General features: G+C 54.2%; 12 protein-coding genes. 5 read left to right on the forward strand and 7 right to left on the reverse strand.

Going from position 1 to position 12,455, the window contains the following annotated elements:
* The first annotated feature begins 64 nt into the window (after positions 1–64).
* Entirely contained in the window at positions 65–955 is an 891-nt protein-coding gene (locus G512_RS0115195) for a LysR substrate-binding domain-containing protein (RefSeq protein WP_028482451.1), read from the forward strand.
* Here the strand turns inward: G512_RS0115195 and G512_RS0115200 are convergent.
* The 3 genes from G512_RS0115200 to G512_RS0115210 all read right to left on the reverse strand — a co-directional run bounded on the left by G512_RS0115200 (position 944) and on the right by G512_RS0115210 (position 3,825).
* Complete coding sequence (locus G512_RS0115200; protein ID WP_036489940.1) at positions 944–1,885, reverse strand: DMT family transporter; 942 nt, start codon at positions 1,883–1,885, stop codon at positions 944–946. The genes G512_RS0115195 and G512_RS0115200 overlap by 12 nt on opposite strands.
* Positions 1,886–1,967: 82 nt before the next feature.
* Complete coding sequence (locus G512_RS0115205; protein WP_028482453.1) at positions 1,968–2,621, reverse strand: hypothetical protein; 654 nt, start codon at positions 2,619–2,621, stop codon at positions 1,968–1,970.
* A 43-nt stretch (positions 2,622–2,664) separates the two neighbouring features.
* Positions 2,665–3,825 carry a Na/Pi symporter gene (locus tag G512_RS0115210; RefSeq protein ID WP_028482454.1) on the reverse strand — a complete coding sequence of 387 codons (1,161 nt, stop codon included), beginning with the start codon at positions 3,823–3,825 and terminating at the stop codon, positions 2,665–2,667.
* A gap of 288 nt (positions 3,826–4,113) precedes the next feature.
* Here G512_RS0115210 and G512_RS0115215 point away from each other — a divergent pair, with 288 nt between their 5' ends.
* Positions 4,114–4,914, forward strand: coding sequence for a transporter substrate-binding domain-containing protein (locus G512_RS0115215; RefSeq protein WP_028482455.1), 801 nt, complete (start codon positions 4,114–4,116; stop codon positions 4,912–4,914).
* 94 nt (positions 4,915–5,008) lie between these two features.
* A complete protein-coding gene (locus G512_RS0115220) occupies positions 5,009–5,821 on the forward strand; it encodes an amino acid ABC transporter permease (RefSeq protein ID WP_028482456.1) in 813 nt (270 codons plus the stop codon).
* A gap of 67 nt (positions 5,822–5,888) precedes the next feature.
* On the opposite strand, the gene fbaA is transcribed toward G512_RS0115220, so the two are convergent.
* The 4 genes from fbaA to G512_RS0115240 form a co-directional block, all read right to left on the reverse strand.
* The gene (gene fbaA, locus G512_RS0115225) at positions 5,889–6,959 is read right to left on the reverse strand and encodes a class II fructose-bisphosphate aldolase (RefSeq protein WP_028482457.1); all 1,071 of its coding nucleotides are present in this window, start codon (positions 6,957–6,959) and stop codon (positions 5,889–5,891) included.
* 267 nt (positions 6,960–7,226) lie between these two features.
* Positions 7,227–7,940, reverse strand: coding sequence for a (Fe-S)-binding protein (locus G512_RS0115230; RefSeq protein WP_028482458.1), 714 nt, complete (start codon positions 7,938–7,940; stop codon positions 7,227–7,229).
* A gap of 120 nt (positions 7,941–8,060) precedes the next feature.
* Positions 8,061–8,462, reverse strand: coding sequence for a c-type cytochrome (locus G512_RS0115235; RefSeq protein ID WP_028482459.1), 402 nt, complete (start codon positions 8,460–8,462; stop codon positions 8,061–8,063).
* Between the two features lie 149 nt (positions 8,463–8,611).
* On the reverse strand, positions 8,612–9,550 hold the full coding sequence (locus G512_RS0115240; RefSeq protein ID WP_028482460.1) for a LysR family transcriptional regulator: 939 nt from the start codon (positions 9,548–9,550) through the stop codon (positions 8,612–8,614).
* Positions 9,551–9,695: 145 nt separating this feature from the next.
* Between G512_RS0115240 and G512_RS0115245 the strand changes: the two genes are divergently transcribed.
* Together G512_RS0115245 and glcE are read left to right on the forward strand one after the other, a co-directional pair.
* Positions 9,696–11,192: an FAD-linked oxidase C-terminal domain-containing protein gene (locus G512_RS0115245; protein WP_028482461.1), complete on the forward strand. Its 1,497-nt coding sequence runs from the start codon at positions 9,696–9,698 to the stop codon at positions 11,190–11,192.
* 52 nt (positions 11,193–11,244) lie between these two features.
* Positions 11,245–12,453, forward strand: a complete 1,209-nt coding sequence (gene glcE / locus G512_RS0115250; RefSeq protein WP_028482462.1) for a glycolate oxidase subunit GlcE — start codon at positions 11,245–11,247, stop codon at positions 12,451–12,453.
* The last annotated feature ends 2 nt before the right edge of the window (positions 12,454–12,455 follow it).

Consider the following 12,455-nt stretch of genomic DNA (forward strand, 5'->3'; position numbering starts at 1 on the left):
TTCTGATGGAATTAGATAAGATTCGTTGAAGTGTTTCATCGTTGAACAGGGTAACAGGCAAGCCATGGCAATTTCGCTTGATATCGACCAACTTCGTACATTTGTGGCCATTGCAGAGCTTGGTAGTTTCCGCTCGGCAGGAGAGGCGGTCCACAAGACCCAATCTGCAGTCTCCATGCAAATGAAGAAGCTTGAGGAACGGCTGAATCTCAAGCTTTTCACCAAGACCGGACGTAGCCTGTTACTCTCTGAAGATGGGCGAAGAGTGCTGGAATATGCCCGAAGAATGGTCGCGCTGAACGATGAAACAGTCGATGCGCTAAGTATTTCCCATATGACGGGCCGCATCAGATTAGGGTTACCAGATGATTATGCAGAGCGATTATTGCCGTTGGTAATTGCGACGTTCAGCCGCATCAATCCGTCAATAAACATTGAGGTGACCTGCGAAAGCAGCATCACAATCGGGGAAAGAATTAAACAAGATCAACTAGATATAGGGATTGTTACGGATGGCGACTGTACAATGATTCCCGGCCAGATCGTGCGCCGCGAGCCGTTGCACTGGGTTACCGCAGCCGATAACGGCTTGGGGCATGTCCGTCCGGTGCGATTGGCTGTAGGGCCGGTGACCAGTTCATGGCGGAGAGAAGCCGTCAAGGCGCTGGATGCCGCCAATATCCCGCATATTGTTACCTACACCAGCGCAAGCGCAGCGGCATTGTCCGGTGCAGTCATGGCTGGATTCGCCGTCGCAGTGCTGCCGGAAAGTGCTATCCGCAAAGGTCTGCGACCCATTGGTGAACAGGAAGGCTTGCCGCCACTACCTCCGTGCAGCATCACGATGGTCCGGTCGGCCGGAGCACGGGAACCGATTCATGATGCATTGTGCAGTCACATCATGACAGCGGTTGGCAATTTGTCTCCAGGGACAGATCCAGTCTCACGGGCGTGATTTGCGGCGCTTGCCCAACACGATGATATTGCCAGCGAGCACACATACAAGCCCAAGCAAGGCGTCAAAACCCCACGTGAACCCTTCCATGACCGTTGAGACCGTCAATGCCACCAATGGGAACATGACAGTGGCATAACCGGCTCTTGCAGAGCCGACACGCCCAAGCAAGGTGAGATAGGAACCAAAGGCGACAACTGAAGCTATGATTGCCAGATACAGCAGGCTGCTCAAATAGGTCGGGGTCCACAGGATCTGGAAGGACCGGCCCATGAGAAGCGCTTCAGCACCCAAAAATAGTGCCCCGTAAACCATACCCCAAGCGCTGGCGGAAATAACAGAAACAGAGCGTTTCTGCAGACGGGAAGAGAGCATGTTCCCGCCGCAGAAACTTAGTGTGCCAGTGATGCAGAGCACCAGGCCAAGAAAGGCGCCTTCGTCCATCCCACCCTGGATGATCTGTGGTCTGAACATCAGTGCAACACCTGCAAACCCGGTGAGGGCGCCGAGCAGCGTGCGCCGGCTGGCCTTTTCGCCAAACAGCAGAAACGCGAGCATGATGTTGAACACTGAGGTCAGGGAGAAGACCACAGATAGGAGGCCTGATGGGATGTAGAAGGCGCCATAGTAGAATGTCAGAAAGTTCGTCGAGAAGATGAGCAAGCCCATCAACGCAAATCCGGCGTGGTGACGCAAACTGAAGCGAAGCGGATGACGACCGATAACCGCCCAGCCGAACATGCACAATGCGGCCATGACGAAGCGCCAGAACAATGATACTTCTGGTGCTACGCCTGCTTGCATTTTAATGGCATACCAGCTGAAGCCCCACGCAAACACGCAGGCTCCATACAGCATAAGGTCAACTGCCTTGATTGCCGGTTCTGCGGCAGTCAATGGAGACAACGCTTGCGTGTTTGATTCAGACATGGCCACCACCGGATGATTTGCGATGGGGTATATATCACCTAAAAATAATGTTCACTCAAACGAATAAATATTATCCCATCAATCAAATATTGTGATTGATCTCGTTGTGAGCCGATGGATGCCAAACAGGCTCATATCCCGCTTTGAGAACCCGCAGAATGCAGGGCGGTGTAATGAGTTCCAGATTGGAGCCGTCAGGTACTGGTACTTCGCAATAACCGTCGAAATTCCACCTCAACCAATTGCGGGGCCCTTTGGCAAGCAGTTGGCTCTCTGAGCCGCTGTGTTGACTGACGATGGTTCCCTCGGGCAAATCTTCCGGAGCATCTGTCATGGGATGCGTGATGCCGCGCTCGCTATGCAGGATCGCATCCATTTCATTGGCGGGCATCTCCGAGGGGCTCCAAAGGGAAGACGTCCCCATTCCCTGGGTGAATAAACGAGCAAATGTGCGTGCTTTGGATCGCTGGCACTCGAAACACGGACGGTGCCCTGCAGCCAGTGCAGTGACTTCGTCCAGAAAGAACAGCTCGGTATAGCTGTGCCCCCAAACTGAACGGTGGCGGTTCTTGAAATCAAGCTGGCAACAGATCCACCGTTTTGATGGTGGCGCGGGGCGTAGCAGCTTTTTTGTCTCCGGGTCATGGTGTCGCCCGCCCCGGTTGCCCATAAACAAACCCTTTTGAGGAACAGCAAATAGTTCGCCAGTCGGGGCCACACGATTTTGCAGCGGCATGAAAACGTCTCCCGTGCGCTGTGCCCGGGAGGAGCCTTGCACCTTACCCGAGAATGACCAAGCCCAAAGCTGGTAGCATAAGGAATATGACAAGCAGATAAACGACGATCCAGAGGCGCTTGCCGTCTGTGGCCTGTGCCAGAGTTTCGGCCATGGATACCGGTAGGTAGCGCAGAAATGGCACGGCAAAAACGATCAAAACGCCGAGAACGTTGTAGAACAAATGAATGAATGCCAGTTCAAAAGCGGTGTTCCGAGCGCCCGTTACGGCAAAGGCAGCTAGAATCGCGGTAATACACGTGCCAATATTGGCACCGAGCGTGAACGGATAAATCTGGCGTGTTGTCAACGCGCCCGAACCCACCAGCGGTACGACGAGTGAGGTGGTGGTTGACGAGGATTGGGTGATCAAGGTGGCCACAAACCCCGAAGCAATGCCAGATGCAGGGCCACTGTGCAGTGCTGTCTCGGCAATGCGCTTCGAGGAGCCTACCAACAGGGCCCGCAAAAGCTTCTTCACGAAGTGAATGCAAAATACGATAAGCCCAAGGCCAATACCTACCTGTGCGATACCAGCTCCGGGCGTCGGCAGATGGGCGACGCCGTTAGATATCTCGGTAATGAACGGCGCTGTTGCGCTACTGATGAAGTTATAGGTTTGTGATAGGTCGTGGTTGACGATATCCGCTGGCGGCATGAGCGTGCTCAAAGTGGCGGCCATGTTTTGAAACAAACCAAATGCCAGTTCGAGCGGCAGAAAGATGGCCAGACACAGCAGATTAAAGCAATCGTGCACTGAAGCTGCTGAAAAAGCGCGACGCAATTCTTCGCGATCAGGAGCAAACCCCAACGCGACCACGCTGTTGGTCACGGTGGTACCGACATTCGCCCCCATGACAATCGGAATTGCGATATGGAGGGGGAGGCCACCAGCGACGAACCCGACGAGTATGGATGTTGTTACGGAGGAGCTTTGAACCAATGCTGTGGCGAGAATGCCGACGCATACACCCATGACTGGGTGAGTGGCGGCGGCGATCAGGCTTCGAGCCTCATCAGCATAAAGCAGGCGAAACCCGCTCTCCAACAATCCGACAGCGCATAAGAGGAAATAGACCAGAAACAGCACGGACACCCAGTTAAGCAAACTGATGCCAAGTGCCGAGTGGCTATCATCATCTTTGAATGAGTCGAGTTTACTCACTGAGTTCTTTCCGCAAGGGCCCAAACAACTCTTTCTTGCGTCACGCAAGCAATCAAGAGATGCCGTTGAAACCGTATCATGCAACCACCTCCTCAGCATAGGCAAAAACTTTGCTTGCTAAGGGGCCAGAGTTTGTTTTCGGGCTTTGCCCTCAATACTTTTTCCGTTCTTCTTAAGTCGCACCTATTGCCTACCAATGGTCAGGCTGTCAACAATCGGTTCGGTGATTCATCAGGATTAGGGGTAACTCAGCCACAGGTTGGGAATAAAAAAGGACAATTGGGAAAGATGAATTTGATGAAAGGTCTCGTCGCAGCGGCGACCGTATTCATGGCCGTTGGCGCGCACGCCGTTGCAGCGGACGAACTGCCGGATCTGCAGGGCAGGACGGTTGTTGCGGTGACTGAAAACGCTTACGCACCTTTGAATTTCGCTGACCCGAAGACGGGAGAAGGTATTGGTTGGGAGTATGACGCGTTTAATGAAATTGCGAAGCGGCTGAACATGAATCTGGAATGGCGCCTCTCATCTTGGGACACGATGATTGAGGCTGTACGGCAAGGTCAGTTCGACGTTGGCATGGATGGCATCACCATCAACGAGGAGCGCAAGAAACGAGTCGATTTTTCCGATCCATACATGAGATCGGAGATGTTCATGCTGGTGCGCGCCGATGAAAATCGATTCTCTGACGCAGCGACATTTGCAGAGCAGGAAGATCTTCTCGTGGGGGCTCAGCCGGGCACGACAAACTTTTACACAGCCGTTTATGAAGTGTTGGACGGAGACGAAAACAATCAGCGCATTCGACTGTTCGAAACCTTCGGCGCATCGGTGATGGCGCTGAGGTCTGCGGATGTGGATACGGTGCTCATGGACGCAACGTCAGCCCGCGGTTACATGGGTGCATCCCCCGACAGCTTCAAAGTCGTTGGCGGACCACTGGGCTCTGAAGACTTCGGTTTCATTTTTACTCCGGGCTCTGATCTGGTGGCGCCGGTCAACGCTGCAATCGCCAGCATGCGGGAAGATGGGACGCTTGAGGCATTGAACAGGAAGTGGTTTTACGAGTACAACGCAAGCCATTGATCCCATCGGCTCAATGAGCCGGTCACCTTGATTAAATAGGGCAGCGCGGTCGTTTCGGCGGCGCTGCTTTCGTGAGGCCCTTCCGGACCAGTAAATGAATCAAGCCAAGAAACGCGAATTGCCCCTCTGGCTGCTGGCTGCAGCGTTATGTGCCATCCTGTTCATGTGGTTTATTGCAACCAGTGGTCAGTATACGCAGATCTTGAACACGCTTTCGCGGGGTATTGGGGTTACTCTGTTTGTAACTCTGATTGCGTTCACACTCGCTTGTTTGCTGGGATTGGCAGTTGCAACGGCACGCGGTTCGAAACATCGGGCCTTGCGAGAAATCGCGACGTTTTACACCGAGATCGTGCGCGGCGTGCCCATCTTGGTGCTGTTGTTCTACATTGCTTTCGTCGGTGCGCCTCAACTCGTCAGTGCCTATAACTTCGTTTTGTCGCCTCTGATCGAACTCGGCTGGATTGAAACGCTGCTGGTGCGTGATCTTTCCATGACGTGGCGGGCGGTGATTGCCCTGACTATTGGGTACTCGGCCTTCATATCCGAAATTTTCCGAGCTGGTATTGAAAGCGTTTCGACGGGCCAGGTAGAGGCCGCGCGCTCCTTGGGACTCTCTCGGTGGCAAACCTTTCGGTTTATCGTCTGGCCTCAGGCACTCAAAAACATTCTTCCGCCGTTGGGGAATGATTTCGTCGCCATGATCAAGGACAGTGCTTTGGTGTCCGTGCTCGGCGTTCAGGACATCACCCAGCTTGGCAAGATCTACTCGTCTTCCACCTTCCAGTTTTTCGAGACCTACAATGTAGTCGCCTACTTGTACCTCACCATGACGGTATCCCTGTCGCTTTTGGTCCGTGCATTGGAATACAGGCTGAAACGCAGTGATGAGCACTCCGATGTGTGAGGGCTGTTAGTAAAAAAGAAAGCCCGACGAAACGCCGGGCTTTGGACTTGATGATTTAGAGGCTCTCTCAAAGTGTAAGAGACTTTCCTGCGCAGCGCAGGTCTTCGCAAGCTTCCCCAAGCCGCTCAATGATGCCTTGCTCGCCAGCGCGCAACCATTTGCGTGGATCATAGATCTTTTTGTAGGGCGTGCCGTCTTCCGGATCAATCTGGTGCTTGAACGCCGTCGCATTGTTTTGAACGTAGGCGCCAACAGGCGCGGAGAATGCGAACTGGGTGTCCGTGTCGATGTTCATTTTGAACACCCCGTAGTTCAGGCTTTCGGCAATCTTGTCCTTGTCGGACCCTGAACCGCCGTGGAACACGAGAGCGAGCGGGTTATCCGGAAGCTTGTGGGTTTCAGCCACCAGCTTCTGGCTTTCACGAAGGATTTCCGGCCGCAACTTGACGTTACCCGGCTTGTAAACACCATGCACGTTACCGAACGATGCGGCGACGGAGAAGTGGCCGATGTCTTTCAATCGCTCATAGGCTTGCAGCACGTCTTCGGGCTGGGTGTAAAGCTTTGGATTGTCTGCGCCGATGTCTTCGTCCGAACCGATGCCATCCTCTTCGCCGCCGGTCACGCCCAGTTCGATTTCAAGGCTCATTTCAAGGGGAGCCATCAATTTCAATAGGCGTTCGCTTTCCGCCAGATTGTCCTCGATACTCTCTTCAGAAAGGTCCAGCATGTGAGAAGAGAACAGTGGTTTACCATGTTCCTTGTAGAATGCCTTGCCATGCGTGATCAGAGCTTCGAGCCATGGGACCAGCTTGCGATTGGCGTGGTCCGTATGGAGGACAACGGCTACCCCGTAGTGCTCTGCCAGCAGGTGAACATGACGGGCTGCGGAAACAGCGCCCAGGACCTTGGCCTGGAAACTGTCCTCCATGCCTTGTCCTGCAAAGAACTGTGCGCCTCCATTGGATAGCTGAATGATGATGTCGGATTTGTTCTTCGCAGCGGCTTCCAGAACGGCATTGACGGAATTGGTACCAACGACGTTGACGGCGGGCAATGCATACTTGCCTTCACGACAAGCATCGATGAGTTTCTTGTAGTCCTCGCCGAACACGACACCGGGCTTGAGCGTTCCCATGACTTAATGGCTCCCGAAATTGGCTGTGATGATCAACATAAGAACAAGCTGATAATGCCTGTATAAACAAATGATACGGCTGTTGCCGTGTGGGGCGTACCCTAATGGTAGTAAACAACCGTAGCAACTGAATCGAGCCTTCGTTCAGCCCATGCTAATCGATTTTGTTGAGGTTATCTTGCTGAAAAATCAGGGGTGGCGTGGTCACAATCCCTCTCACTCCGCCGGGATGCGCAGACGGTTGCCATCCGGTGCAGACAGCTGATTTCAAGAACGGATCGCGCCAATTGGAGCGGTCGAGAAGCGGCCTGCAAGCACCTCGGCAATGTGGCGAAGTTCAACGCCGGACCCCAAGTTCTTCAGCGGTTTGGCGAGGCTGAGCAAAAGCCCCAAGTCCTCGGATACGACAAGTCCTGCGCCCGATTTGTGAATGCGGTTTGCAAGGCCCGTCAGATGGTTAGAAGTTGCCGCCCTTTTGGAGTGCGGCTCCATGATGTCCGTTGGATCGGGAAAGTCGACGATGTGCACCCCTGACATCTTATCGAGCAGACGACGGCCAGTGGTATCGGAGCCAAAAAGGGAAGGTTTCGACTGAGCAGATAGATACGCCAGAGTACCTGCACTTTGAGCCTTTGCTGCGTTCCAACGGCATTCATCCCATAGGAAATCCGTGAGTGTCAGGATTTTCTGGTGTGTCGCTTTTGGACTGGCCTTCAAGGCACCCGAACAAGTTGGCGATAGTGTTACGATCGTATCAAAGCCATCAAAACAAGCGAGTGCTTCAGACGCCATCGTGATCGCTGCATCCGGCTCATCGGCTTGAAGGGCAGTAAAGCCGCAGCAGGTCTGATTGCGCGGCATCCGGACGTCACACCCAGCTTCTTCGAGAAGATCCATAGCTGCTTGGATCACTGCAGGGCGGAATGTCTCTGCAAGGCAGGTGGTAAACAGACCGATCGTGGGCGCATGTACTGCCGTCATGACGCGCGGCTCACCTCTCATTGCATCTATCAAGCACGCCTTACCATAGCAGCGAGAGCGGGCGAAGTACTCAAACGAGGAGATACAAGGGGCGTCCACCGCCCCTTGAACGGCGATCGTTTACTTCTTGGTGCCGTCTTCGTTGAACTGGCCAAGATATGCGATGATGTCCGCAATCTCCTGATCCTTGCGCAAACCGGCGAACGCCATGCGTCCCCGAGGGATGACGTCGCGGGGTTTGCGCAGATAGGCTGTCAGAGTTTCTTCATCCCAAACGCGGCCCTCTTCCTTGCCTTCCAGCAAAGATTTCGAATAGCGGTAGTCGTTGACATGGCCCCACTCGGCACCAACAACCCCGTTCAGTGCAGGCCCAACTTTATTGCGGGCGTCCTCACCAACTGCGTGGCAAGCTTGGCATTTTCGAAATACGCGCTCGCCTTTTTCCGGGTCGCCGTCCGCGAACGCGCTTGTTGCAACAAATGCGAGGCTCAGCGATAGCAGAGCTCCTGAAATAGCTTTCATATGGACTCGTCTCCCTCAATTGTGGGCGATCGTGCTCACCCGGTCCATGAAACCTCAAGCTTCAAAAACAAAAGGCACCGCCACTTTCACGGTAAGAGGTAATGAATGGATTACGACATGTTGTCGCAGTTTGGAATCTCTCCAGATGTTTACGTCCTTTTGGGCGGGGGATTGTCAATTTGTTCCAGATCTCGATCCCAGTAAGGTGAAGGTCCATAGGTGATCGAAAGAAAATCAATGAACGCTCTGAGTTTGGCGGGCATGAGGGCACGTGAAGGATACACCGCCTGCAATGCTATCCGTCGTGAGGCTCGATATTCGGGTAGGACCGGTACCAGAAGCCCAGTTCGCAATTCTTCCCCTACATCCCAAGTGGATCGCAGAGCCACCCCTATGCCTGCAAGCACTGCTTCTCGAACCACCTCGCTTGAATTGGTCGCCAAGGGACCTTTGGCTCGGATCGACTCTTCTCCCTCAGGGCCTTCCAGCCGCCACAGATCCTGCTGGTCGGCGGCCAAGCACGTGTGGCGGCTTTGAAGATCAGCGAGGGATCTCACAGGCCCATGCACCGCGAGATAACTCGGTGCAGCACAAAGAACCCTGTGAATGGGCGCAAGACGCTTGGCGACCATACTGGAATCCTCAAGCTGACCGATGCGAATCGCAACGTCATATCCTTGCCCGACAATATCGACGAACGTGTCCGACAGATCGAGTTGCAGGGAGACTTCAGGATAGCGGCGCATAAACGTGGGCAGATGGGGCGCAATGTGCATTCGGCCAAATGATGTTGGCGCAGACACCCGCAACCTGCCGCGAACGGCAGAGGAGGTTCTAGAGACGAAAGCTTCTGCTTCCTCAATGGAGGCGAGAATAGCGACAACCCGCTCGTAGTAGCCTTTCCCCGCTTCGGTCAAAGCGATTTGGCGTGTGGTACGTTGCAAAAGCAAAGTTCCAAGCCTTGCTTCCAGCTTGCTCAGCTTTTTTGAAATGACCGCAGGCGACAGGCCAAGCTCCCGCGCTGCGGCTGACATTCCACCACTTGTTACCACTTGAGCGAAGATCTCCATTTCGGAGATGGGGCTCATTTTGTCTTTCCGGGAAACAGTCATTCAACATTTTTTCTATTTTGACAGCCATTGTTTTCTGACACATTTACGGGAAACTACCAAGGCCGAGCGCTTAAGAAATTGGCCCTCGGCTTTTTGGGACAGGCGCATTGGGAGGATGCTCATGTCAGGTATTGCCATGCCTAAACCTTCACAGGAACTACTGCGCAACAAAGCGCAAATCGTGAAGGACCTGCAGAGGATCATTTCCGGTGAGGGGGTGATTTGTGAAGAAATTGAGCTTCGGCCTTATGAAACGGATGCATTGACGGCCTATCGTCAAATCCCGCTAGCCGTTGTCCTACCGGAAACCGTGGAGCAGGTCTCGCAGATCCTCAAATACTGCTATGCAAATGAAGTAAAGGTGGTGCCTCGCGGGGCTGGAACTTCATTGTCCGGTGGCGCCTTGCCATTGGCGGACAGTGTGCTCATGTCCATGATGAAATTCAATCAGATACTGGATATTGATCTGCCAAATCGAGCGGTAGTGGTTCAGCCGGGCGTTACCAATCTTGGCATCACGCATGCGGTACAGCACGAAGGCTTCTATTACGCACCGGATCCATCCTCTCAGATTGCGTGTTCAATCGGAGGGAATATCGCAGAAAACTCCGGTGGGGTGCATTCACTCAAGTATGGGCTGACTACAAACAACGTGCTGGGCCTTGAGATGGTGCTGATGTCGGGCGAGGTGATCCGACTTGGTGGCAAACATCTGGACGCGGAGGGTTACGACTTTCTCGCCCTGCTTGCGGGCTCTGAGGGGCTCTTGGGTGTGGTAACCGAGGTAACGGTGCGTGTTCTTCAAAAGCCAGAGACCGCGCGTGCGGCGTTAATTGGCTTTCCGAGTTCTGAACAAGCGGGCCAGTGTGTGGCCGACATTATTGGCGCTGGTATCATTCCGGGTGGCATGGAGCTAATGGACAAACTGGCCATTGATGCCGCTGAAGACTTTGTTCATGCAGGTTATCCGCTTGATGTAGAGGCGCTCATGATTGTGGAGCTAGACGGCCCTGAGGCGGAAGTCGATCGCCTGCTTCAGGAAGTGTCATCGCTAGCGACCCAAAACAATTCGACTTATTTGCGTGTGTCGGAAACCGAGGACGAGCGCAACACCTTTTGGGCCGGTCGCAAAGCGGCCTTTCCGGCAGTAGGACGGATCTCACCAGACTATTTGTGCATGGACGGTACTATTCCCCGCAAGGCTTTGCCGCAGGTGCTGAAGCGCATGCAGGTTTTGGGAGAAAAGCATGGCCTGCGTTGTGCCAATGTCTTCCATGCTGGGGATGGCAACTTGCATCCGCTCATACTGTATGACGCGAATAACCCTGGAGAACTGGAGGCAGCTGAGGCATTTGGCGCGGATATCCTGCGCCTTTGTGTTGAGGTTGGTGGAGTTTTGACCGGTGAGCACGGTGTGGGGATCGAAAAACGGGATCTTATGCCGGAGATGTTTTCCGAAACGGATCTGAAACAGCAACAGCGCGTAAAATGCGCTTTTGATGAGAAGCATCTGCTGAACCCGGGAAAGGTCTTTCCGGTTTTGCATCGTTGTGCGGAACTGGGCCGAATGCACGTGCACAAGGGACAACTGCCGTTCCCTAACATCCCCAGGTTTTGAGCGGGGAGGATTCGGTAGGGGTTCATGAAATGCAGATTTTGGGAGATCGGGCATGGCACAAAGCTTTCGGCCGCGTGATACGGCTGAGCTTGTAGAGGTAGTGAAGTGGGCCGCTGCAGAACAGCAACCGCTTGAAGTTATCGGCAATGGAAGCAAGAGAGCGCTGGGCCGGCCAATGCAGGTGGCCAATACTTTGGCGCTGGACCACCTGACCGGTGTGGTCGACTATGAACCTGCTGAGTTGGTTTTGACGGCCAGAGCCGGCACACCTTTGGCGGAAATTCAGGCGCTTTTGCAGGATAATGGTCAGGAATTGGCATTTGAGCCCATGGACTACGGTCCTGTATTGGGCGAGGAGCTGGGCCGAGCGACATTTGGAGGCACCCTTTCTGCCAATGTGTCCGGGCCTCGCCGGATCAAGGCGGGGGCTGCGCGGGACCATGTTCTTGGATTAGAAGCTGTTTCAGGTAGAGGGGAGCTATTTCGCGCAGGCGGTCGGGTCGTCAAGAATGTTACCGGTTACGATTTGGCGCGCGCTTTCTGTGCCTCATGGGGCACATTGGCCGTCGCCTCCACGATTACTGTGAAAGTGGCACCCAAGGCTACGACTGAGAAGACGGTGTGCCTTTTCGGACTTCAAGGTGTGGAGGCAACTGGGGCCATGTCGGCGGCGTTGGGCTCTTCAGCGGAAGTATCCGGTGCCGCTCATGTTCCAGAAAAACTCGCCGCTCTTCAGTCGGGCAATTGGGGCGGGGGACGGTCTGCAACCCTGTTGCGGCTTGAAGGCATTGAGGAATCTATTGATTATCGGGTAGGCATCTTGCGGCGAGTTCTTGAACTCGCTGGAACTGTTGAAATCATGGATGCCGCCGCCTCGTTCTCAGTGTGGCAATCCATTCGTAACCTGACCGTTTTTCCTCACAATTTGGGCGCTTTGTGGCGGGTGTCCGTAGCCCCAACGGCGGCAGATGATGTGATAGCCAGCCTGCCTGAAGGCTGTCTGGTCATGCAAGACTGGGGTGGGGGGCTGCTTTGGATAGCAGACCCAGATGACCAGCGTGATGGCACGTCGTTAAGGGCGGCAATCGCCTCTGCGGGAGGCGGGCACGCAACTTTGGTCAAGGCTCCTGAAAACGTTCGTAACACCATAGACGTTTTTCACCCGCAGGAACCGGGGCTGTCATTGCTCACGAAGCGCCTCAAGTCCCAGTTCGACCCGCATGGGATTCTCAATCCCGGTCGCATGTACAAGGGGGTGTAACC

Origin of the sequence: Pseudovibrio exalbescens DSM 16456 (assembly GCF_000422785.1) — a bacterium.
GTDB classification, from domain to species: Bacteria; Pseudomonadota; Alphaproteobacteria; order Rhizobiales; family Stappiaceae; genus Pseudovibrio; species Pseudovibrio exalbescens.